Here is a 24,926-nt window from a genome sequence, read left to right as displayed (position 1 = left end):
ACGCTTACAAAATAGGGATGGGGGATCCATGATGAAGTTTAAATTAGGCTTTACTTTATTGGCACTCAGTATGCTGGTCGTCTCTGCTTGCAGTTCATCGACGAACTCAGATGCAAAAAAAGAGGGCGGAGCGGAGAAACTAGAAATTTTCTCTTGGTGGACTGGTGCAGGTGAGGAAGACGGGCTGAAGGCACTCATTCAATTGTTTGAAGAGAAAAATAAAGACATTCCAATTGAAAATGCAGCTGTCGCTGGTGGCGCTGGTACGAATGCAAAGGCTGTTCTAACAAGCCGGATGCAAGGAGATGATCCGCCAGCTACTTTCCAAGTACACGGGGGAGCAGAGCTGAATGAGAGCTGGGTAGCCGCAGGTAAAATGGAGCCGCTGGATGACCTTTATGAGAAAGAAGGCTGGAAGGATAAATTTCCAGAATCACTGATTGACCTTGTGAGCAAAGACGGGAAAATCTATTCCGTTCCAGTGAATATTCATAGAGGCAATGTGCTTTGGTATAACAAAAAAGTATTTGAAGAACAGGGCTTACAGCCACCAACGACGTTTGATGAATTTTTCAAAACAGCCGATGCCTTAAAGAAAAAAGGGATTACTCCACTTGCGCTTGGGGATAAAGAACCTTGGGCAGCGACTCATTTGTTTGAGAGCGTTCTTCTAGGAGTACTAGGTGCAGATGACTATCAAAAACTTTGGGCGGGCGACTTAAAAATGGATGATGCAAAAGTGAAGGAAGCGGCAGACATCTTTGGACGTATGCTCGAATACGTCAACGACGATCATAGCTCGCGTAACTGGCAGGATGCCTCACAGCTCGTGGCAAAAGGGGAAGCTGCAATGAATGTCATGGGCGACTGGGCAAAAGGATATTTTGTGAATGATTTAGATTTGAAGGTGAATAAAGACTTTGGATACGTGGCAACTCCTGGTACGGAGGGCAGCTTTATGGTCATCACGGATACATTCGGACTGCCGAAGGGTGTCAAACAACCAGAAAACGTGAAAAAATTCTTATCTGTCTTAGGGTCTGTGGAAGGACAGGATGCGTTTAATCCGCTGAAAGGGTCCATACCGGCTCGTGTGGATGCAGATGTATCAAAATATGATGAATACGGAAAATCGGCAATGAAGGCGTTTAAAGAGTCAAAGCTGGCACCGTCTCTTGCGCATGGCTCAGCTGCTGAAGAAGGTTTTGTCACGAAGGCGAACCAAGCCGTCAATATTTTCGTGACACAAAAAGACAGCAGCCAGTTCGTTTCTTCTTTAAAAGATTCAATGAAATAAAGATGAAAGAGGCGGCCGTTAGGCACCGCCTCTTTTTTAAAAAAAGGAGTGTAGCTTCATGCGCATGGACACATCGCCGATCACAAAAACACCAGCAGCAAAAGTGAAACGTGTTCGGAAAAAATGGAATGGAGACCAGCTGCTTGCCCTGCTATTTTTAGCACCGTCAGCTGTTTTATTATTCATTTTTGTTTATGGATTTATTGGCTGGACAGGATATGTTTCATTATCGAACTGGACCTCGCTTGTTCCTGATTTTTCTTTCGCAGGTATGAAAAATTATGTCATGCTGTTTCAAGATTTTCGCTTTCAGTCAGATCTTCGAAACACGGTCTTTTTTACATTATTCTTTATTGGAGCAGTCATTGCTTCTGGGCTTGTACTGGCCATTTTACTAGATCAGAAGATCAAGAGGGAATCACTTTTTCGGAATCTCTTCTTCTTTCCGATGGCCCTTTCCTTTGTTGTCACAGGCGTTGTGTGGCAATGGATCCTAAATCCATCAACTGGGGTGAATCTGTTTTTAAAAACACTCGGCATCCAGCCCAAGTGGTACACGGATACGAACATTTTAGCTGGATTTGTCTGGGGGAAAATTGAGTTTGGTGTACCGGCAGCAATGATTGCAGTTGTCATCGCTGCTGTATGGCAGATGACAGGATTTTCACTTGCGATGTATTTGGCTGGTCTTAGAGGAATTCCAGAGGAAGTGAGAGAGGCTGCTAGAATGGATGGCGCAACCGAGTGGCAAATCTACTGGAAAATCATTTTCCCGCTGTTAAAACCAATCACAGCGAGTGTCGTCATTATCATGGCACATATCTCTTTAAAGATCTTCGATTTGATTTACTCGATGACAGGACCAGGTGCAAACTTTGTCACCGATGTGCCAGGTGTTTATATGTTTGAAATGACCTTTAGAGGAAACCATTATGCAGGTGGTGCCGCCATTGCGATCGTTATGCTGATTTCTGTTGCAGTCTTTATCGTGCCGTATCTCCTGTCTAGTCGGAAGGGGGCTTCATCATGATCGCAAGAGGGTTTGTCCGTCCAGTTCTTTATGCTTTATTAATACTGTGCAGTTTGTTTTTTCTCATGCCTGTTTATGTCATGCTCGTCACAAGCTTAAAGCCATTAGGTGAAGTGACCCTTGAGCGAATGTGGTCGCTCCCATCTACACTAGATTTCTCAAGCTACAAAATCGCTTTTGAAAAGTTATCACCCAATTTAATGAATTCTCTTTATCTAGTCATTCCTGCTACCTTATTGTCAGCTGTATTAGGTGCGATGAATGGCTATGTGCTGTCTAAATGGCGCTTTAAAGGATCAGAAGTGGTGTTTACCTTCATGTTGTTTGGTATGTTTATTCCATATCAAAGTATCCTCATTCCACTTATTCAATTTTTGCGTGAAATCGGCTTGTATAACTCCATTCCGGGACTTGTGCTTGTTCATGTCGTATATGGCCTGCCAATCACAACACTCATGTTCCGCAATTTTTATGTAAGCATTCCTGATGAAATGATTGAATCAGCGAAGATGGATGGTGCCGGATTTATCGGGATCTTCAGACATATGATTCTGCCGCTTTCCATCACAGGGTTTGTCGTGGTTGCCATTTGGCAATTCACAAATGTGTGGAATGAGTTTCTATTTGCGGTCACTATGACCACGGCAGAGAATCAGCCGGTCATGGTTGCACTGCAAAATTTATCAGGCAGTCAAATTGTGCAATGGAATGTTCAAATGGCAGGTGCCATCTTGGCTGCGCTGCCAACACTTTTGGTCTATATTCTACTTGGAAAATACTTTGTGAAAGGGCTTCTTGCAGGCTCTGTCAAAGGGTAAATTGATTTTCTTGTTATCGTTTTCATTCGGTGTACTGAAAGGATTGACTTCTCTTTAGATAGCGTCATAATAAAAGTTGAGACTTGCTAGTTTTCATCTTGCTAGGCAAGGATTATAAAGGGTAGCAAAGGGAGGAGTCATCCTGAATGAAGCAGTCACCAATTTTTTTACTGCCTGAATTGAAGGAGAGAATATGGGGAGGTACAGCCTTAAGGGATCAATTTGGCTATGATATTCCTTCTGATCAAACGGGAGAATGCTGGGCAATTTCTGCTCATCCAAACGGACCAAGTGTCGTGCAAGATGGTCCATATAAAGGGAAAACGCTGATCGAACTATGGGACAATCACAGAGAATTGTTTGGGGGAATAGAAGGCGATCGCTTCCCGCTCTTAACAAAAATTTTAGATGCAAACCAAGATTTATCCGTTCAAGTTCATCCAGATGATGATTATGCGGAAAGACATGAAAATGGTGAGCTTGGGAAAACAGAGTGCTGGTATATCATTGACTGCAAAGAAGGCGCAGAAATGATCTACGGTCATAATGCAAGGACGAGAACTGAGCTTGTGACCATGATGAACAGTGGAGATTGGGAAGGCCTTTTGCGGCGAGTGAAAATTAAGCCGGGCGATTTTTATTATGTGCCAAGCGGTACCATTCATGCACTATGTGAAGGCACACTGGTTCTCGAAACGCAGCAAAGTTCAGATACGACCTATCGGGTGTATGATTATGAACGAAAAGACCAAAATGGCCATGAACGTGAACTTCACTTCACGCAGGCCATTGATGTCACAACGGTTCCTCATGTAGACGGTTATGCAGATGAATCAGTAGAAACTCGTCCAGGGGTGACCATTAGAACATTTGTAGAAGCAGAATATTTCTCTGTGTATAAATGGGAAATTGATCAAAAAGTAGAGCTATCGCAAGATTATCCGTTTTTGCTGTGCAGCGTTATTAATGGGGAAGGGTCCTTAGAGCATAATGGACATACATATCCGCTGCCAAAAGGAGCCCATTTTATCCTGCCGGCTGAAACTGGGAACTTCACCATTGAAGGATCTTGTGAACTGATTGTGTCACATATATAAAGGTAAAGAGGACTTCGAGAGGTCCTCTTTTTTTCTAATGCATAAATGACTTGAAAGAGACTTGTTTTTGTCGATAAAGAGATTAGTAGACTATTATGCAAAGTTAAGAGAGGGACAGGGACCGTGAAAAAAACCATCAAGATTATGTTACTCGCAGCTGCCTTTGGTATGACATTACACACAGGCAAAGAAGTGCAAGCAGCCTCCTATGTCGATCAATCCATTTATACGATTAGCACCTCAAAAGTATTTACAACAGAAGCAGAAGTGAAAAAAGCGGTTGACACGTTGAAAAAGGATAAGAAGTGGACAGCCACTTATCAAACGTCAGGAAATACATCGACCTATCAGCTAACTGCCTCAGGATATGACTCACAAGTAGCAGCTAATGCAAGTGCCGCTGCATTAAAAAAAGAGTTAGGCATGAGCGGTACGGTGTCTCCAGTAGGTGACCGCCTTCCTTTACAGAAAATCGTATCTGATCCAATCAACGATGAAAGTCAGGCGAAAAAACTGACGCTCGAGCTGACGAAAACATCAGGACTCAATAGCACGTATGAAGCTATCAATCAAAGCAGACCATCTTATCAGGTCATTTCAGGAGCCATTGATTCTGAAACGAAAGTCAAAAATATTCAAACCGAACTACAAAAACAGGCCGGAGTCACGAGTACATACCAAACTGAAAACAAGGCCGGCACCGTGTATCAGCTGATCTCAGGCAATATTGTTGGACAGAGTAAGGCAAATACCATCCTGCAAGGTTTTCAAAAGGAATCTGGTTTAAAAGCAGTACTCCAAACGGTAGCAGCAGGCAAACCGTATTACATCGTCACATCTGCTACACAAACGAATCAGTCTAAAGCGCAAACCCTTCTGACCCAGCTGCAAAAAGAAGCGAAAATTAGCGGAAAGATTCAGAAGGCTGGAGCTGTTAAAAATGTATATAGCATGGAATCAGGCTATTTCAAAGACAGTAAGCAAGCAGCCTCAGCGGCGTCTCAGATTAAAAAACAAGCTGGTGCGTCAGGTACTGTGCAGCGAGTAGGAAAAACGAAAAATTATATCGTAAAGCTCAATCAATTAAATGACACAACTTACGCAAAAACAGTTGCCTTTTTCAAGAAAAAGAAATGGCGCTATACATCTAAAAAGATCTCCTCTACACAGCCATATCAAGTAGTGACTGGGAATCTTTTGGGCGATGATCAAGCGAAAAAAGCAACGGCATTTTTCCAAAAGAAAAAAGTATCCGCCACAACGAAAAAAACAGGCAAAGCATCTGACAGCACGTATCGACTAGTTGTGAATCAAGCAACGGATCAGACAAAAGTAAATAAAGGTGCTGCATACTTAAAAGCACAAAAGGTGACAAGCAGCATCACAACAGGCAAGGGGCAAGCAGTCAGTAAAGCATACAGCCTGATGACAACTCCTGTATATGATCAAAGCAAAGTAAAGCAGGCGCAAGAGATCATGAAAAAAAATGGAGTTGCCAGTAGTACAAAAACATTAACAGAAGCTGTTAAGCAATACCGTATTACGACAGAGGCGACTGTGAATCAGACAAAACTGAATCAAGCCTTAAGTTATTTAACCAAACAAAAAATGAAAGCAGCCGCTCAAAAAACGGGAGCAACTGATTATGGTCAATATCAGATCAAAACAGGGGTTATTTCGACTGCTGCCTTAAGAGATCAAGGCATGACATTCTTCAAAAAACGAAATGAACCAGCTGCTTATACAACAACGACAAAACCGGCATATAAAATCAACATCACACAGCAGTTTACAGGGTTACCAAATGCGAATGCGGCCATTGCTTTTGTGAAAAGCCAATACGGCTGGACAGCCACAGCGACAAAAATCAAAAACGGTCCAATGGTGATGCAGACGAATTATAACCTCACTGTCAATGAGATGGTAAACAAACAAATGAAGGTATCGCCGCAGACAGATGGTGCAGCATATGTCTATGCGACATATGTAGACCCAGCGACATCCACAGTGAATACAGACGGGCTAAATGTACGTTCTACACCTGATTCAAGTTCGGCTAGCAACATCGTCGCACAGCTGAACAAAGGAACAAAAGTGAAGCAGCTTGGAAAAGAAGGCAACTGGATCAAGATCAGCCTCGGCTGGAGAAATGCGAGTTCAGCAGAAGTATTAAAATATGTAGACCCAGCGAATATCGCGGAGGGCACTCAATCTTATTTTCAATTTCTCAAACTCTCTGAAGCTGCAAACCTCAACCCGACTGAAGTGAATACGAAGATTTTAGCAGGGAAAGGCATTCTTGCCGGAAAAGGACAAGCCTTTATCACAGCAGCGAAAACGTATCATATTAACGAAATCTATCTGATTTCACATGCATTGCTGGAAACAGGCAACGGCAGTTCCATTTTAGCGAACGGTACGAAGTTTAATGATAGAATCGTGTACAACATGTATGGCATTGGTGCATATGACAGTAACCCGAATTACCTCGGTGCAAAGTATGCGTATGAACAGCAATGGTTCACACCAGAGGCAGCCATTATTGGCGGGGCAAAATTCATTGGCAACAGCTATATCAATAACGCCACATACAAACAAGATACCATTTACAAAATGCGGTGGTCTGCGACAGCGACTCACCAATATGCAACAGATATTGGCTGGGCTTCTAAACAGGTCACTCGTATGTATAGTTTGTATAACTTACTTGATAACTATACGCTGTATTATGATATCCCCGTGTATAACAAATAAAAAAACGTCCGTGCTTCTTAATGAGAAGCCGGACGTTTTTTGTGTAAGAGCTGATGTTCAATAAAGGAAAGAAGCTGCTGACTTGATTTCCCTTTTGAATATTGGTTCCATTCCTCAGCAAAGGTTTTCAATAAGTCTTGATTGGCTGATTCGTTTAGCCCCTTAAGCTCCTTTAAGAGCATATCTTGTGTGACGCAAGCCTTTCCTGGAATAATGTCTTCATAACGTTCGACTAAGCCGCGTTTTGTGCGATAAGTCTCTAGATCGTAAGTGAAGAACAACACAGGCTTTCGGAGCAGCGCATATTCAAACACAATGGACGAATAATCTGTAATCAGGACATCGCATACAGAGAGCAATGGAAAGAGCGGCTGATCGGACACATCAAATATCCACTCACCATCTGTTTCTGCTTTGGCTAAATGTTTCACTGCAGGATGAAGTTTGACGAGCAGGATATAGTCACCATTCAGCTCTCTATGCAATTGTTCTTTAGAAAAAGGTAAGACAAGACCGTCCATTGCAAAGTCCCGGTAGGTCGGCGCATACAGCAGCACTTTTTTGCCTTTTGGAAAAATATCCGTCTGAAAGGAAATAGGGCGCTCATCATAGTACGCATCTGTGAATGGTACACCTGTTGGCAGAAAACGATCGTCCTTGACGCCAAATGAAGTTTTGAAAATCTCGCGCATGTGATCTGAGCCAGTAACGATATAATCGAAAGACGCATAGACCCGCTTGAAACGCTGCAGATCACGAGAACTCCGGTGATGATTTGAAGCATCTTCAAGACCAAACTTTTTCAAAGCACCATTGGCGTGCCACACTTGAATACAAGTGGTAGAAGGTCTATTTCTTAGCACACTTGTCATCAGAAAATAATTATCTGTGACGACAACTTTGCTTTTTAGCATCGTATAGATACATTGAATGAGATGGAAGGGATTTTTTTCATGAAAATAGCGAAATGACACATGAGGCACGTCCTTTTCTATCACGGAAGCATGCTTCGTATAGAGGACAGTGAGCTTCATTGTCATATTCGCCTGTTGTTGATAAGTATCAATGAGAGCAGCTGCATTCTCTTGGAATGAAACAAGCAGCGTCACCTGATTGTCACGAGGTTTCACGCCGCTCATGAGCCATCCAGCAAAAGAAACAAAAGCTGCATAGCATGAGATGATCATTGAGCGTATATTCATCATGTATCAGTCTCTCACAGCTGCTTCGTCTGATCTTTTACTTGCTCAGGATAGTAGCGCTTTTTCCCTTTGTTTTCTTTTAATACGGCAAAAGCGTACTTTGGGATATTCAGCATTCGTTTCCATCTCCACGGATTGACAATGAGTCTGTACAGCCATTCCGTATTTGTTTTAATCATCCAGCGTGGTGCACGCTTCACCGTACCGCTAAATACATCAAAGCTTCCACCTAAACCGATGCAAACAGCTTGCGGGAACAAATGACGGTATTCATAAATAAAGTTCTCTTGGTTTGGATAACCTAAAGCAACAAACACCATATCTGCTTTTGAACGAGCAATTTGTTTTGCCACAAATCGTTTATCCGCTTGATAACCATCACAGCTGCCTGCAATCACCACATTTGGATATTCTGTATCAATTCGCTGTTTGACAGCCTCGAGCACTTCTTCTTTCGCCCCATATAAAAAGATACTTTTAGATTGCTTGTTTGCGAGATCAAGCATAGACATGAACACATCAAAACCTGCAATTCTTGATTTCAATGGACTTTGCGTCATGCGTGACATCAACACAACACCTACACCATCCGGCAGTACATAATCCGCGGAAGAAACCACTTGATGATATGCATCATCCTTCATGACAGCATAGCCGATCTCTGGATTCACTGTCGCAATCATGGCGCCTCTTCTCTGGGAAATATGATGCTGGTTGATATAGCTAATAAATTCATCTAAGTCACCATTTACATAAGAAAGGTTAGAGACCACTTCTGTTTGCATTGTTCAGACCTCCTTTTTCATTTTGTTATCTATGAAACGTTCATTGTAAATTCATTCTTCGCCTACTCATCATTTTATCACAGTTGCTCCATGAAATATTAACAATAACTTTACAATCCTTTAAATTTCGTGACATTTTCATTAATTCATATGGACGATCCTTTGTGAAATATTGATTTCTCGGTCTTCTCCTCCTGCACCCAATAAATTGGAAATAGTTTGTCTTTACATTTTCTTAACCTTTCATAGGCGTTGTGATATAATGAAGTTCCGAAGAGCGAAAAAATGATCGATGATAATAGGATTACGGATAACATTACTGCTTGAAGCAGACGAATAAGGATGAAAGAAAGGAGTTCATGTTTGCAATGAAGAAAGTTATTACTTACGGTACATTTGATTTATTACACTGGGGGCACATTAAGCTGCTAGAGCGTGCAAAGCAGCTCGGAGATTACTTAGTGGTGGCCATCTCTACAGACGAGTTTAATTTACAAAAATCAAAAAAAGCTTATCATAGCTACGAGCATAGAAAGCTGATTCTTGAAACCATTCGTTATGTAGACGAAGTCATTCCAGAAAACAGCTGGGATCAAAAAGTCCGTGACGTGCAAGAGCACGATATCGATGTGTTTGTCATGGGAGATGACTGGGAAGGTAAATTCGATTTCTTAAAAGAACATTGCGAAGTCGTATACTTGAAGAGAACAGAAGGCATCTCGACAACACAAATTAAGGAAGAAATTGCGGGACTTTAATAGATCGAAAAAAAGTACTTCTTATCTTTTGGTGAGAAGTACTTTTTCATGTAAAATACAATGAGCAAGTCATCATTATTTTTAAGGAGAGCTTCCTTTGTTTCAAAATTGGATGAAGAAAAAAGTTGAAGATACATTGGATCAATCTGAACAACATGAAACAATGGCATCAGTGGACATGCCTGATATGGATTACTACTTTATTATGGGTGATGTGCCAAAACAGGATGAGAGCTTAACGAAATCTTTAAAGACAAGAATTAAGCCCTTGGCTGATCAGCATAAGCGTACTGCAATTTTAACTTTAAATTACGATGCAAATGTGAAAGAACGTATTCACCGCATGGAAGAGATCTTTTCTTCTGAGGTTGACATCTTGAATGTGTATGAACACTATATCCTACCGGAAAGCGGTAGTAAGAGACGTTACTCGGAATTTATTGTCGGTGAATCATCGCATTCGATCAATGAAGCAGTGACTCCAGCAGATGAATCCACGATTCAGGTGACGAGATATGAACGGTCTTCTTCTCCCATTTGTTATATTGAACAATATAATGAAGAGAAGCAATTGGTGAAAAGGGAAGAATATAATTTTCATGGCGTTTTATGCAGAGTACAAAGTTTTGTTCCCCATACAGGTGCACTATACTTGGAGGAATTGATCAATGACGATGGCAGCATTTTTATGGAGATCATCTATGCTGGTGATGCAAAAAAGAATCCAGTCCGTCACATTAATTGGTATAAAAAAACAGGAATTCAAACATTTACAAAGAAGACGGATATAAAACAACAATGGCTATCCAGCATTCAATTACAAAATGACCGGTTAAAACTGATGGTCACAGAGGACCGGGACCAGGACCGCCATTTGTTTAAAATAGATCAACCGGAATCAACTTATTATGCTGCTTTTGTGCATGAAGCCCATTATGAGGAAAATCCGCACCATATCAATTCTCAATATGGAGAATTATTTAAACAAATAAGAAAACAGCAAGTGGATGCCGTCTTCTTTGGCGATACTAAGCATAAAGAAGATGTTGAGAAGGTTTTAGGAGAACAAACTTATTTCTACCATGTGCCTTCTGATGAAATGTCAGCTTGGAAAACAGTACTTCATCAGATGCTAGAAAACCGTATACGTAAAGATGAGCTGAGAAAGATCGTGGATCGCACGAAATGGGTGCTGCATGATCTTAGCTCTGAACACCATGTTCTTCATCTTCAGCTTAAGATGACAGACGAAATGAGCCAAGCGGATCATGTGGAAATTGATTTTGCAGGATATGATCGAGTGAATGGAGCTGAAATCATTTCTCAAACAATTGATGAGAATGATCAAGTCAGTTTCCCAATTGGTCATTTTCAAACAAAGAAAAACATCGAAACCAACCAAACAAAATTTGTGGATTTTTACATCCGCTTTAAAACAGAAGAACTTCAAGAAGTTTTGCAACGTCTAGAAGTAGAGGGAGAGCTCCTTACCAATAAACCATCTTCAATTGATGGTTGGTCGTATCAAACGAAACAGGGGAACTATTCTTGGAAAGTAAAATAATGATACAAATAACGGTAAGATTTTTGAACAGAGGAGATTAACGATTAATGATTGAAGAGGGAATCCATAAGAAGAGTGTCGTTGAAGGTTTAAAAAATCATCATGAAAAATTGGAAATGCTCGTTCGCATCTACGATGACATGCCATTAGCAGATAGAGAGTTTTATCTGTTTATGAGGGAAAGGGTCTCAAAACAAGAACTATTCCTCCCGCTTGTTCATCAAGAAGAGAATCTATTCAAATTGGTACTGAGTGAAGCATCGCTTCCGCTTGCGTTAGAGCAAGGCCAGACATACAACTTGTATGTCACGGACTATCTGAGCGCAAACAAAGAAGAGGACGAAGACGAGCTTGAAGACTCAGCCTATGATTCTGATTCGGAAGAAGAGGATGAAGACGCAAAAGAAGCGGATACCAGCGCGACTTCCGAAATAGAAGAAAAAACACCATATTATAAACGTCGTTTGAAAATGGAAATTGAAACGCCAGAGCTGACATTTTTAGAAAATAAAGAAGCGCTGTTGTATGTTATTCCATATCGTACAGACAAAGGCAATGCTTCATTGAAAATCAAACGGGAGCTCAAAGTTGTGAAATTCCATCATATCGAGCTCAACAAAGAATGCACGCTATCTTTATCTGGGTATGCAGGCGTTCTAAGTGCAGAGCATCCTTATCAGATCAAAGAAGTAAAGCTTCTATTGAAGAAAAATGGTGAGGAACCAGTTGAGCATCGTTTTCCTGTCAAGATGACACATAAAAAAGATGAAGTCATTCAATATCGTGACGACCATCAAACACCACAACTGTATCAATTTTCAGCAGAAGTTCCTTTAGAGGAGTTAACCTATTCCTTAAACAAACGGTTTGTCTATCGCTTCTATTTTGAGTTTATTTGCGATGTTAACGGAGTGGAAGAAACGTTAACAACAACTTCTTTAGTGCTTGGAGATCGTTCAAACAAACTCAAAGGACTTGTTCAAATTCATAAAAGAAACGATGTACCGATTCGATATGAAGTGTACAGAAAGAAAAAAAGACAAACTTTAGGCATCCGAATTAATGATTACACCATGAAGACACGTGCTAAGTACTACGTAAAAAGCAAGTGGAAGAAATTCAGGAAGCAAGTGGGTAAGATTAAAAAAGTTCGCAATCGCCTTGTGACAAGTACTTTCCAAACGACCTTTACACTGGCGAGTAAACTGTCCGTCAAAAAGAAAACCGTTATTTTTGAAAGCTTTAATGGGAAACAATTCAGCTGTAACCCGCGTGCTATTTATGAATATATGAAAGAAAATCACCCTGAATATACGCTGATCTGGAGTGTTAAAAAAGGTCATGAAGCACCATTTAAAGAAAAAGGCATCTACTATATCAATCGTCTGTCATTGAAATGGATTTTTGCAATGGCAAGAGCTGAGTATTGGGTCGTAAACAGTCGTTTGCCGCTATGGGTTCCAAAACCAGAACACACCCAATACTTACAAACATGGCACGGCACGCCATTAAAACGACTGGCGATGGACATGGACGAAGTGCATATGCCTGGAACAAACACGAAGAAGTACAAAAAGAATTTCACGAAAGAAGCATCGAATTGGGATTATCTCATCTCTCCTAATGCCTACTCGACTGAAATCTTTACACGTGCGTTCCAATTTCAAAAGACCATGATTGAGTCAGGATATCCGAGAAATGACTTCCTTCACAATCAAAACAATGAAGAAACGATGAGAGCACTGAAACAAAAAATGAACCTGCCACTTGATAAAAAATTGATTTTATATGCACCGACATGGAGAGACGATCAATTTTATAAAAAAGGGCAGTACAAATTTGATTTAGATCTTGATCTGCATGAGCTACGAGCATCTATCGGAGAAGAATATATCATCATCCTTCGTATGCACTATTTAGTAGCGGAAAACTTTGATCTCGGACCATATGAAGGCTTTGCCTATGATTTCTCTCATTACGAAGACATTCGAGACCTTTATATGATTTCCGACCTACTCATTACAGATTACTCTTCCGTGTTCTTTGATTATGCAAACCTTAAACGTCCGATGCTGTTCTATGTACCAGACATCGAAACATATCGTGACAAACTGAGAGGCTTCTATTTTGACTTTGAACAAGAAGCACCAGGACCACTTGTAAAAGAAACATCACGCGTGATTGAATGGGTAAGAGAAACAGAACAACCGACATTTACACTACCAGAATCATTTGCACCGTTTTATGAAAAATTCTGTTACTTAGAGAGCGGGGAGTCATCGAAGCGGGTGGTTGAAGTAGTTTTTAATTCGCACCGCTTTTAATTGTTTTCTTATAGATGGAAAAACACCTTTGGAAGGTATCAAGTTCAATACTTGACCATTATCCAAAGGTGTTTTTAAATACATATAATTTTATTCTGTATATAAGTGGTTAATTAGTTTTAGTACAGACATTTTTGTAGAAGAGGTCTAGCGCCTCGCTATTATACTTTTCATAATCAAAGGATTTTTGTTCCATACTATTCTGGATAAAATCAGACATACCATTAAATAGCGCAGTTTCATTATTATCAACTAATAATCCGTATCCACCCTCTAAGACGGAATGTACTCCAGTTACATCGGTAGCTATAATTGGTTTTTTCAGAATCATTGCTTCCATTAGAACCAAGCCTTGCCCTTCATACTCTGAAGATAAGACAAAACAATCACATTCATCTAGTAAAGAAAATGGATTTTCGAGTTGTCCAACAAAAAACACGCAATGTTCTAGATGTAATTTTTTTGTGTGATCCTTTAACTCTCTTTTTAAAGGCCCTTCACCCACAATATACAATACAGCTTTTGGGTATTGTTTGTGTAATTGTGAAAAAGCAGAAATTAATTTCTTTTGTCCTTTTTCAGGGGATAATCTTCCAATAGTTATAAAGTTGATATAATCCTTATTAGGAAGTGGTATCCCAGATAAATTAAGACCGATGGATTCGTTTTTATCATTTTGGTGAGTAATTAAATATCTCTCATTATTAAATTCTATAATCTCTTTATTTTCTTTCATTTGAAGTACTTTGTTAGGCGAGATTACATTATTAACAAAAACCATTTTCTCTAAAGCATTAGGAACAAAAGGGCTTAAATTCAAGTGATTTTCTATGTTAGTCGATTCGGCAACTGAAACAATTCTATCGAAGAACTTGTAAAGTGAGAAAATGACTTTTAGGTTACCACGATGTTTATATTTGTGGTTCACTTTCTTGTTATATTCTTTCATCATGTCAGCATGAAGGAAAATACTTTTGACTTTAAAATCTCCGAATGCGAAAAGAAGAGTCCAGAACTTGTTATATCCTCCAAAATCTATTCCTACATCAAATTTCGTATTACCAATAATTCTCTTTAATTCTCTTTTATATGAGTTTACTGGAGTGTATTTTAACATTTTGTTATTGTATATACCACGGCGGAAAATTAGATTCTGTTTATATGTTTCTACTAATGTTCTATTAACAAAACCTGGTCTATAAATAATATGAACATTAGGATGAAGCTTCTGTATGTTCATCCATTTATCCTTATGATAATTTGAGTTATCAATGACGACAACTTCATATTTGTTGTAATCAATCTGATCAAATAAATTAGTCGCTGAAACGGTTATACCATTATTGTAGAAGCCCCCACAATAAAAAAGTAATTTTTGTTTATTGCTTTCAACCTTGATTAATTCATCTTGATTTTTCCCTTTAAATATTATGTCAATGAGTCGATCAGTAGCATTTCCGTCATCATAAGAGCAATATTCATCTAAAAACTCTTTGTATTGACTTTCAAACTGTTTATTGAAGTTATTTAAACTGTTTAGTTGACCTAAGCTGTCAATTAAATCAACTATACTTTCACAGATAGGTCCTGGAAGTTTTGTTATATCTAAATAAAAACCTCTCTCTGCTTCATATTCATGTAAGTCAGGCATATAGAAAAAGACAGGTCTTTTTAAAGGTAGGAAATCGAAAAAGATACTTGAATAATCTGTAATCAAAATGTCTATAGCTGATAAAAGTTCATTTGTATCAATCCAGTTTGGAACACAAAGATGTTCAAGACCACTCTGTTTAAAAAATTTATAAGAAAAGTAATGAGATTTTAAAAGTACTAAATAATTATCACCAAGCGCCTGCTGAATTTTCACAACTTCACTATGCAATGTATAGCAAGTATCCTCTTCGGCACCTATTGTTCCTCTCCATGTTGGAGCATAAAGTACAATTTTTTTATTAAAAGGTAGGTCTAATCTTTCTTTCACACTTTCACTGCTAGTGTTTAATGTTAAATCTACTCTAGGATAACCGATATTTGCAATTTTCCCGGCAAATATCCCAAAAACATCATTTGATTTTAGTAACTTTTCATACGTAAAAGTATTCGGGCTAATAAGGTAATCACAATGAAGCAAATTTCTTTGTATATTTTTATGACCAGACATTGATCTTTTATTAATATCTTTCCCTAAAGTTTTTAAAGGAGTTCCATGCCAAGTATTGATATAAACTTGCTCTTCTCTTTTAATAAAATAAAAAGGAAATGACGTATCATTAACTAAATATTTAGAAGTTGCTAAATATTTTAGATATTCGTCACTATCAACTTTAACAAAGGAAATATTAGAAGTTTTCTGCTTTAATTCTGTAATCATTGGATCATTAAAATCATTAATGACCCAAACGTGATGTAAATCTTTAAAAGTACTATCTTTCATCAATCCTAGAAAAATTGCATAACAATTTCCAGAAATACTTTTTCCATGATAAGCTTCATATAGAATATAATTACTTCTAACCGGATTTTTCTCTAAATAGGAGGTATATTTACTTCTGATACGAAGTCGTGAATCTCTGGAAAATTCAATTAGTGGATTTAAAATAAATTTAATCTTTCTTGTAACAATTTTTTTGAATTGCTTGATTCTCATTAATGTTAAGCCCCTTCATGTAATATATATAATAGGAAAATGATATTTATTTCGGAAATGCAATTATCCTGATAATTATATTCTAATGGCAATTATAAAGCAATGATATAATAAGGTAATTAGTAACCTAGAATAGCTGAATATACCAGCGTTTGTTTTGATCGAATTTCCCTACTAGTTAATATACTCATTCGATTTGAAAAGTGAAATATTTCTCAACATCTGTTACAATTATGAGCGGTGATTTTTTTAAAGAGGTAATCCCAAAACTAATATCTAAGGAAGATTAGAATGAACGCATTGTTTACAATATTAAGAGAGCAAATCAGCTCACTTCCGCTGATTATACGACTTGCTGTTTATGAAACAAAATCAAAATATCAGATGAATTATTTAGGTGTTTTGTGGCAGTTTTTAAATCCATTAATGCAGATGCTAGCTTATTGGTTTGTTTTTGGTATGGGTATTCGCGGAGGACAGCCAATTGCCATTGGAGACATGGAGGTTCCATTTATCATCTGGATGCTTGCCGGTTTAATCCCTTGGTTCTTCATTAGTCCAACCATTCTTGATGGATCAAACAGTGTGTTTAAACGCATTAATATGGTATCGAAAATGAATTTTCCGATTAGTGCGCTGCCGTCTGTGGTCATTATGTCCAACTTGTTCAGCTATTTTGTCATGATGGGTGTCTATCTTATTGTGCTGATTTCTTATGGCATATATCCTGACGCGCATTGGCTACAATATATTTACTACCTTATATGTATGATCGCGTTTATGTTTTCGTTTAGTTTGTTTAATTCAACAATTAGTGTACTCGTAAGGGACTATCAATTTCTTTTACAATCAGTGACACGTTTACTTTTCTTTTTGCTGCCGATTTTTTGGAATATCTCAGAAAAGCTCACTGGAGACAAAGCATGGATAGGAGATATTTTAAGATTAAATCCTCTTTTCTACATTATTGATGGTTTCAGAAATAGCTTGTTAAAGGGAGAATGGTTCTTCCATGATGTGAAATATACGCTTTATTTCTGGCTGATTACGCTTCTTCTTTTAACAGTCGGTTCATTACTGCATATGAAATTTAGGGATAAATTTGTCGATTTTCTTTAAAAAGTAAGGAGATTATACGATGAAACTAAAGGTTTCGTTTCGAAACGTATCCAAGCAATACGTCCTATATAAAAAACAGTCGGACAAGATTAAAGGGCTGTTTTTACCTAATAAAAATGAAAAAGGTTTCTTTGCCGTTCGTGATGTGTCTTTTGATGTCTATGAAGGAGAGACGATTGGTTTTGTAGGGATCAACGGTTCTGGGAAATCCACGATGTCGAACCTTCTAGCGAAAATCATTCCACCGACAAGTGGTGAGATTGATATGGACGGCCAGCCATCGTTAATTGCCATTGCGGCAGGGCTGAACAATCAGTTAAGCGGTAAAGACAACATTCGTTTAAAATGCTTAATGATGGGTCTGACAAATAAGGAAATTGACGATCTTTATGAAAAAATCGTAGAGTTTGCGGATATTGGAGACTTTATAGACCAGCCTGTAAAGAGCTATTCAAGCGGAATGAAATCCCGTCTTGGTTTTGCTATTTCAGCACATATAGATCCAGATATCCTCATTATTGATGAGGCACTGTCTGTAGGAGACCAAACCTTCTATCAAAAATGTGTGGATCGCATCACCGAATTCAAAGAACAAGGAAAGACGATCTTTTTCGTCAGTCACTCCATTAGTCAAATCCAAAAAATCTGTGATCGGGTTGCTTGGATGCATTATGGTGAACTTCGTATGTTTGATGATACGAAAAAGGTTGTGAAAGAGTATAAGGAGTTTGTTGATTGGTTTAACAAGCTTTCTAAGAAAGAGAAAAAGGAATACCAATTGAAGCACAAGGAAGGTCGAAAAGGCGTACAAACGACAGAGAAAGTCACGAGGTATAATGACACTGGAAAACGACGTTCCTTTTTCGGACCGGCGTTTCAAGTCACCATAATAGCTGTTTTAACCATCTTACTTGCCCTTTCTATGTTTTCGGATCGTCCGCTGCGTACACTGGCGACATTTGGTGCAATTCCTTCAGGTAAAACAGAGACGCCCCAGTCAACAAACCATGAGACGAAAGGTGCCCCTGATGATATGAAAAAGATTGACCAACAGGCCATAGTTAAGGCAGATCCAATGACGGTTTATACAGACAGGGCCATGAAAAAAAAGGCAGACGTCACATTATCGTTTGGACAAGAAGTAAAGGCTGTGGCTAAAAATAAAAAAGCCATTCAAATCGAAACAGCATCAGAGACGTATTATGTGCAACCTGATGCGCTACAAAACGCAGATGAATTGAAGCCGTTATCCATCGGACCAGCACAGTTCAATTCCTACGTATCACCCGCATCTGCAGGTTCGTATGAGTACTTACTTTCTTTCCTTGGAAAAGAAGAGTCTGTGCTGAAGCAAAGAATGCAAACACTTAGCTCGGTCAAAAGTGAGCAAGGTGATACCGTTGAGCGGCTGACCACTGAGAAAACCGATTATGTGATTCAAAATGGTCTGGCGAATACGATGGTGTTCCGCGAGATCATGCCTATCTCTCTTTCAACACTTGGACTAACAGAACAGAATGTCTGGATGAATGAGAAACAAACGAAGTTCGCAGTAAAGGGCGAACATAACCTGTTTGTCATTGATAATGAACAGCATACGCTGACCGTTTCAGCGACCAAATAAAAAAGCTGCCGATGCCGGCAGCTTTTTTTAATTCACTTCTTCTTTTTCAAGAAGTTGTTTCATAAATGGAATGAGTTTTTTCTTGAGCTCTTCATCTTGAAGGGCAAACTCTAGCGTCGTTTCAATGAAACCTTGCTTCTCTCCGACATCATATCGTTTTCCTTCAAAATCATAGGCAAATACACGCTGGATGTCATTGAGCTTTTGAATGGCATCTGTCAGCTGAATTTCTCCGCCTGCACCAATTTCTTGTTGATCAAGGTACATAAAGATCTCCGGCGTGAAAATGTAGCGCCCTAAAATGGCTAAATTGGATGGTGCGGTTCCTTGCGGCGGCTTTTCAACAAAGTTTTTCACTTGGTAGCGGCGCCCTTCTTGGGTAAGAGGGTCAATGATCCCGTAGCGATGCGTATCGCTGTCCGCTACCTGCTGAACGCCGATCACGGACGAAAGGGTTTTTTCATATTCATCCATCAGCTGGCGAAGTCCAGGTGTTTCGGCTTGGACAATATCATCACCTAATAAAACAGCAAAAGGTTCATCACCGATAAAGTTGCGTGCGCACCAAACGGCATGTCCGAGTCCTTTAGGTTCCTTTTGGCGGATGTAATGAATATCAGCAATATTAGAGGACTTTCTCACTTTTTCTAAAAGTTCACTTTTCCCTTTTTCTTCAAGGTTACGCTCAAGCTCTGGCGCAAAATCAAAATGATCCTCAATGGCTCTTTTCCCTTTTCCAGTGACAATAATAATGTCTTCAATTCCTGATTCTACAGCTTCTTCAATAATATATTGAATGGTTGGTTTATCAACGATTGGCAGCATTTCTTTAGGCATAGCCTTTGTGGCAGGGAGGAAACGTGTTCCGAGACCTGCAGCTGGTATTATGGCTTTACGTACTTTTTTCAATGAACTTTGCACCTTCCTTACATATAGAAAAAATGATGTGATCTTCATTTTTCATCTTTCATAAAGTGTAACTTACAAATGATAGAAATGACAAATGATTTACGAGAAAGATTTAAAACCAATTGTAAAGAACTTCTGTAAATATTCATGTTGAAAAGAGTAAAGGTGCTGTAAAGATTAAGAATAGAATGATTAGGATTCGTTCTTATTCTTTTGTATAATGAACAACATACAATAATTGAGAAGGAAAGAGGCATCGACTATTGAAAACATTACATGTAATGACTGTATTCGGGACGAGGCCTGAAGCGATTAAAATGGCACCCCTTGTCCTTGAGCTAAAAAAACATCCGCAAATCAAATCCTCAGTCACTGTGACTGCACAGCATCGGCAAATGCTTGATCAAGTGTTGAAAGCCTTTAACATTCAACCAGATCATGATTTAAATATTATGAAAGAACGCCAGACATTATCTGAAATCACATCAAATGCACTATTAAAACTAGATCAATTATTCCAAGAGGAAAAACCTGATATTGTCCTTGTTCATGGAGACACCACTACAACCTTTGCAGGAAGCTTGGCCGCATTCTACCACCAAATTTCTGTCGGCCACGTCGAAGCGGGTTTAAGAACTCACAATAAATACTCACCGTTCCCTGAGGAATTGAACCGCCAAATGACAGGCACTATTGCTGACATTCATTTTGCCCCTACGGCTGAGGCGAAGCAGAATCTTTTAGTAGAAAATAAAAAAGAAGAGACCATCTGTGTGACAGGGAATACGGCCATTGATGCCCTGCAAACAACAGTCACAGAACAATATCAACATCCAATTTTAGAGAAGATCGGTTCAGATAAAATGATCTTATTAACGGCTCATCGCAGAGAAAATCTTGGTCAGCCGATGAAGAACATGTTTAGAGCGATTCGCCGTGTTGTCGAAGAATTTGAAGGTGTTCAAGTCGTATACCCTGTCCATTTAAATCCTGCTGTTCGTGATGCGGCTCAGACAGAATTCAGTGATCTTGATCGTGTGCACTTAATTGAGCCGCTCGAAGTAGTTGATTTCCATAACTTCGCTGCTGCCTCGCACTTTATTCTAACGGATTCTGGCGGTGTACAAGAGGAGGCGCCTTCTCTAGGGAAGCCAGTACTAGTGCTGCGCGATACAACAGAACGCCCTGAAGGTGTGAAAGCTGGTACGCTGAAGCTCGCAGGTACAGATGAAGAGACCATTTACAACATGGCAAAACAGCTTCTAGTCGATCAGAAAGAGTACGACAACATGTCAAAGGCGTCTAATCCATATGGTGATGGACAAGCGTCAAAACGAATTGTCGAAGAGCTTCTCCATCGTTATGGTTTAAGTGATGAAAAACCAGCCCCATTCCAATCATAAAAAAAGAAGACTACATTCCTGTAGTCTTCTTTTTTACTGCTCCAAACTATCCTTCAATTCCTTCTTCACTTTCGCTAAACTGTTGTCATCAAGCTGATAGTAATAAATATTATTGATTCGTGCGCCTGTACCTTTCAGCTCGTGCTGTTTCACATTTTGTCTTGCATCACGATAATCATTCATCATCGTCCACATGTCGTCAAAGGACATATTCGTTTTCATGTTGTTTTCAACGACTTTAAACATATCGCCGAATTTCGTAATAGATGAAATGTTAGCGCCTTTTGCAATGATGCCTTCAATGACTTGACGCTGTCTTTGCTGACGGCCGAAATCACCTTTAGGATCTTGCTTTCTCATTCTTGTATAGGCAAGGGCTTGATCGCCGTTCAGGTTAATTTCTCCTGTACCAAATGAATGGCCATCATAGCTGAAAGCAAACGTGCTGTTCACCGTAATGCCGCCAAGTGTATCGACAATGTCTTTAAAACTTTCCATATTCACTTTCACAAAGTAATCCACAGGTACATCAAGCAGTTCCTCTACTGTATCTGCAGCCATTTGTGTACCACCGAAAGCATAAGAGTGGTTGATTTTATCCATTGTGCCTTTTCCGACAATTTTTGTATACGTATCACGGGGGATACTCACCATTTCAGTTGTTTTCGTTTTCGGATTCACTGTCATGTATATTAATGTATCTGCACGGCCTCGGTCATTCTTTCTTTCATCGACACCCATGACTAAAATGGAGATCGGGTCTTTTTTACTTAAATCGACATCTTTGTCACGCTTATCTGACTTCTTTAAGTTCTCTTGAATGCCTGCGACAGTGGATGCGGCTGTATTCCAAAGATGATACGCGTATCCGCCAGTGGCTAATACGAATAAGCCAATAATCGATAAAACAATCCAAAGAACCTTCTTTTTCTTTCTTTTTCTCTCAGCTCTCATAATGTCCCTCACCTTTTCTATCATTCTTCCATGATTATAGGTTTACGAATCTTGATAAACAAGTTATTTTTTTACTCTGAACCTAGATATAGACGTTGTAACAAAAAAAAGGTTTCAAAAAACCTTAAATTTACCTTAAAATATTAAGTTATAAGACGATACAAAGACATGAGGTGAAAAAAATGAAGAAAATCGTCGTTTTACCGTTCTTAATACTACTACTAGGTATCGTGCTCACAGCATGTGGAACGGCTGAGCAATCCTCAGGAGAAAACAAGACAAGCAGTTCAACTCCTCAGGTGCTGGAAGAAAAAGCTGAATTTATTGGAATGGCTGATGCACATACAGTCGAAGTGAAAAAAGTGAATACGACTTTAAGCTATGAATTTACGGATAATTTTAAAGATGTATTAAATGAATTTAAACCAGGTGACAAAGTAGAAATCTCTTACTTTATCAATGACAGTGGTCAAAAAGAAATTCAGAAGATTGAAAAACAGAAGTAAAAAAAGATGGGCGGGATGAACAAAATTGAAGAAAACAGGCATTACACTTATCGTTCTCATGACACTGACACTACTAATTGCACCTTTTCAGTCTGCCATGGCCAGCTCGACAATTTCAGTAAAACTGTCTAACTATATCGGAAACAAAAACAGCATGGATTTCTCAACAACGGGGGAATACAAACTATCAGGATCAAATGTCGCTGTGACGAAAAGATACGACGGCAAAAATCGTTACGAAGTAGCCAATAGTATTGCTTCTGCAGGATGGAAAAATCCTTCAACCGTTGTGATTGTGAGCCGAGATGCTTTTGATCATGCCATTTCTGTATCGCCGTTAGCATACAAATTAGGCGCCCCAATTTTGTACACGAACATTGAAAAGCTAACGAAGACAACCGAAAATCAGTTGAAAAAGATGAATCCTGATAACATCTTAATTGTCGGGAATACGAAAAGTATTTCAACAGCTGCTGAGAAATCAATCAAAAAGTATGGAAAAGTGAGACGCATTAGTGGGAAAGACAAATTTGAAATTTCCCAAAAAATCGCCAAAGAAATGGGTAACTATAAGCAAGCAATTGTTGTCGGCGGGAACTCATTCATGAATGGGATTGCAATTGCATCCTATGCATCGAGAAAAGGATACCCAATCCTATTAACAAAAAAAGATTCCATTCCGTCTTATAAAATGCCAAGTAAAGTCATTATCATCGGCAGTACAAAAAGTACGGGACAAAAAGTAGAAAATCAAATCAAGAAAACCTCACAGGTGACACGAATCAGCGGTGCCAATCGCTACGAATTATCTGTGAATATCATTAAAAAATTAAACATTAATGCAGATAAAGTGTACTTGGCAAAAGCCTCTAGCTATATTTATGCAATGCCTTTGTCGCAATTGGCTGCAAAATCTAACAGTACCGTTGTGTATGTGAAGCCGGATTCTGTCACAGCGTCATTAAAAGCATTGCTGAAAGAAAAAGGTACATATGCTTACCATCTTGCTGGTAGCACAAGTGCGATTACAGATAGTTTAAAAAATTCTTTAGCCAAACAAGTCTATCTGAAAAAAAATCAAAACTACCAATTGAATATTTCTAACGGAAAAATTTCATTAAAAGGCATTAAGACGTATAACACATTAAGAGTTGTTCCTGAGAAATATTCAACCAAAAATGTCCTTCAAATCGCAGGGAAGCCTTACTTAGGTAACGTCAACTTTGCCATTGAATCAGGATATATCAGGCCGACTAATGAAAATATTCCATTTGAAGACTATCTAAAAGGTGTTGTGCCAAACGAAATGCCTGCGAGCTGGCATGTTGAGGCATTAAAAGCACAAGCTGTTGCCGCTAGAACGTATTCAGTGAAAAGTATTGGAAAAGTCGTACCTGATACAACAGCCTTCCAAGTATATGGAGGATATAACTGGTACACAAATTCGACAAAAGCTGTGGATGCCACAAAAGGCAAGGTTCTGAAATACAACAATCAACTTATTTCAGCCACCTATTATTCTAGTAATGGCGGATACACTGAGGCGAGTGAAGAAGTATGGGGGAATGCACTGCCATACTTAGTCGCCAAAAAAGACACAAAAGATCCTGTCAATGCGTGGACACTGAAGTTGTCTAAAAAGCAATTAGGCACTACGTTGACTGCAAGTACAGCAGCTTCTGAGTGGTCTAAGGCAAAAGAAGCCAATGCTGCCGACCTTGCTGGTCTAAAATCATGGCTGTTGAAAAATAAAGAAACAGCTGCATCTGACATGAGAATTGCATCTATTTCAAGCCTGACATTCTCAGGAAAAACAAAAGGTCAGCGTGCGAAGACCGTTTCAATCAAGCTGAATTACCATCTGAAAAACAAAACAGGTACGTATACAGTGAACAAAAGTACAACGGCAAGTATGAAAATGACAGAGTTTAGAACAGTCATGGGCGCAACAAAGGTGAAAAGTACGTTTGCGTCAGTAAAGAATAATACAAATGATTTCACGATTTCAGGAAAAGGCTATGGTCACGGCATTGGTATGAGTCAATACGGCGCCAAAGCTAGAGCTGAATCTGGAAACTCGTATTCTTCCATACTTTCGTTCTACTATCCAGGTACAAAACTAACAAACTATTAAG

At 39.1% G+C, this 24,926-nt stretch carries 18 protein-coding genes; 13 read left to right on the top strand and 5 right to left on the bottom strand.

Annotation, left to right across the window (positions count from 1 at the left end; all coding sequences use genetic code 11):
• Positions 1-28: 28 nt before the first annotated feature.
• The 5 genes from FBF75_RS07580 (at position 29) to FBF75_RS07560 (ending at position 6,996) form a co-directional block, all read left to right on the top strand.
• A complete protein-coding gene (locus FBF75_RS07580; protein WP_052320924.1) occupies positions 29-1,297 on the top strand; it encodes an ABC transporter substrate-binding protein in 1,269 nt (422 codons plus the stop codon).
• A gap of 58 nt (positions 1,298-1,355) precedes the next feature.
• Positions 1,356-2,327, top strand: coding sequence for a carbohydrate ABC transporter permease (locus FBF75_RS07575; RefSeq protein ID WP_169476076.1), 972 nt, complete (start codon positions 1,356-1,358; stop codon positions 2,325-2,327).
• Entirely contained in the window at positions 2,324-3,145 is an 822-nt protein-coding gene (locus FBF75_RS07570; protein WP_007499907.1) for a carbohydrate ABC transporter permease, read from the top strand. The genes FBF75_RS07575 and FBF75_RS07570 overlap by 4 nt, the downstream gene beginning before the upstream one ends.
• Before the next feature lie 146 nt (positions 3,146-3,291).
• Positions 3,292-4,242 (top strand): mannose-6-phosphate isomerase, class I, encoded by a 951-nt coding sequence (manA, locus tag FBF75_RS07565; RefSeq protein WP_007499909.1) that lies wholly within the window; start codon positions 3,292-3,294, stop codon positions 4,240-4,242.
• 123 nt (positions 4,243-4,365) lie between these two features.
• On the top strand, positions 4,366-6,996 hold the full coding sequence (locus FBF75_RS07560) for an N-acetylglucosaminidase (RefSeq protein ID WP_136944591.1): 2,631 nt from the start codon (positions 4,366-4,368) through the stop codon (positions 6,994-6,996).
• Between the two features lie 17 nt (positions 6,997-7,013).
• Here the strand turns inward: FBF75_RS07560 and FBF75_RS07555 are convergent, their stop codons facing one another.
• On the bottom strand, positions 7,014-8,201 hold the full coding sequence (locus tag FBF75_RS07555) for a CDP-glycerol glycerophosphotransferase family protein (protein WP_136944590.1): 1,188 nt from the start codon (positions 8,199-8,201) through the stop codon (positions 7,014-7,016).
• Between the two features lie 11 nt (positions 8,202-8,212).
• Positions 8,213-8,983 carry a WecB/TagA/CpsF family glycosyltransferase gene (locus FBF75_RS07550; protein ID WP_007499915.1) on the bottom strand — a complete coding sequence of 257 codons (771 nt, stop codon included), beginning with the start codon at positions 8,981-8,983 and terminating at the stop codon, positions 8,213-8,215.
• Positions 8,984-9,351: 368 nt separating this feature from the next.
• On the opposite strand from FBF75_RS07550, the gene tagD reads away from it, so the two are divergent.
• The 3 genes from tagD (at position 9,352) to FBF75_RS07535 (ending at position 13,629) form a co-directional block, all read left to right on the top strand.
• Entirely contained in the window at positions 9,352-9,741 is a 390-nt protein-coding gene (tagD, locus tag FBF75_RS07545) for a glycerol-3-phosphate cytidylyltransferase (RefSeq protein ID WP_008343212.1), read from the top strand.
• 97 nt (positions 9,742-9,838) lie between these two features.
• Positions 9,839-11,305: an alpha-glucosyltransferase N-terminal domain-containing protein gene (locus FBF75_RS07540; protein ID WP_017368157.1), complete on the top strand. Its 1,467-nt coding sequence runs from the start codon at positions 9,839-9,841 to the stop codon at positions 11,303-11,305.
• Positions 11,306-11,352: 47 nt separating this feature from the next.
• On the top strand, positions 11,353-13,629 hold the full coding sequence (locus tag FBF75_RS07535; RefSeq protein WP_136944589.1) for a CDP-glycerol glycerophosphotransferase family protein: 2,277 nt from the start codon (positions 11,353-11,355) through the stop codon (positions 13,627-13,629).
• Between the two features lie 109 nt (positions 13,630-13,738).
• Here the strand turns inward: FBF75_RS07535 and FBF75_RS07530 are convergent, their stop codons facing one another.
• Entirely contained in the window at positions 13,739-16,276 is a 2,538-nt protein-coding gene (locus FBF75_RS07530) for a glycosyltransferase (RefSeq protein ID WP_017368155.1), read from the bottom strand.
• 291 nt (positions 16,277-16,567) lie between these two features.
• On the opposite strand from FBF75_RS07530, the gene FBF75_RS07525 reads away from it, so the two are divergent.
• Positions 16,568-17,395 carry an ABC transporter permease gene (locus FBF75_RS07525; protein ID WP_017368154.1) on the top strand — a complete coding sequence of 276 codons (828 nt, stop codon included), beginning with the start codon at positions 16,568-16,570 and terminating at the stop codon, positions 17,393-17,395.
• A 19-nt stretch (positions 17,396-17,414) separates the two neighbouring features.
• The gene (gene tagH / locus FBF75_RS07520; RefSeq protein ID WP_017368153.1) at positions 17,415-19,019 is read left to right on the top strand and encodes a teichoic acids export ABC transporter ATP-binding subunit TagH; all 1,605 of its coding nucleotides are present in this window, start codon (positions 17,415-17,417) and stop codon (positions 19,017-19,019) included.
• A 27-nt stretch (positions 19,020-19,046) separates the two neighbouring features.
• Here the strand turns inward: tagH and galU are convergent, their stop codons facing one another.
• Positions 19,047-19,928, bottom strand: a complete 882-nt coding sequence (galU, locus tag FBF75_RS07515) for a UTP--glucose-1-phosphate uridylyltransferase GalU (protein ID WP_008343198.1) — start codon at positions 19,926-19,928, stop codon at positions 19,047-19,049.
• Positions 19,929-20,191: 263 nt separating this feature from the next.
• Here galU and wecB point away from each other — a divergent pair, with 263 nt between their 5' ends.
• Positions 20,192-21,331, top strand: coding sequence for a non-hydrolyzing UDP-N-acetylglucosamine 2-epimerase (gene wecB / locus FBF75_RS07510; protein WP_017368152.1), 1,140 nt, complete (start codon positions 20,192-20,194; stop codon positions 21,329-21,331).
• Between the two features lie 33 nt (positions 21,332-21,364).
• Here wecB and tagU read toward each other — a convergent pair whose 3' ends face one another.
• The gene (gene tagU / locus FBF75_RS07505; RefSeq protein ID WP_035389693.1) at positions 21,365-22,285 is read right to left on the bottom strand and encodes a polyisoprenyl-teichoic acid--peptidoglycan teichoic acid transferase TagU; all 921 of its coding nucleotides are present in this window, start codon (positions 22,283-22,285) and stop codon (positions 21,365-21,367) included.
• Between the two features lie 182 nt (positions 22,286-22,467).
• Between tagU and FBF75_RS07500 the strand changes: the two genes are divergently transcribed.
• Positions 22,468-22,791, top strand: a complete 324-nt coding sequence (locus FBF75_RS07500) for a hypothetical protein (RefSeq protein ID WP_035701604.1) — start codon at positions 22,468-22,470, stop codon at positions 22,789-22,791.
• A gap of 25 nt (positions 22,792-22,816) precedes the next feature.
• Positions 22,817-24,925 (top strand): SpoIID/LytB domain-containing protein, encoded by a 2,109-nt coding sequence (locus tag FBF75_RS07495; protein ID WP_008348301.1) that lies wholly within the window; start codon positions 22,817-22,819, stop codon positions 24,923-24,925.
• Position 24,926: the final 1 nt, after the last annotated feature.

Source organism: Bacillus sp. S2(2019), from assembly GCF_005144805.1.
In the GTDB taxonomy this organism is placed as follows: domain Bacteria; phylum Bacillota; class Bacilli; order Bacillales; family Bacillaceae; genus Bacillus; species Bacillus altitudinis.
Note: the sequence above shows the minus strand (reverse complement) of the source record. Positions and strands in the feature narration are given on the sequence as shown.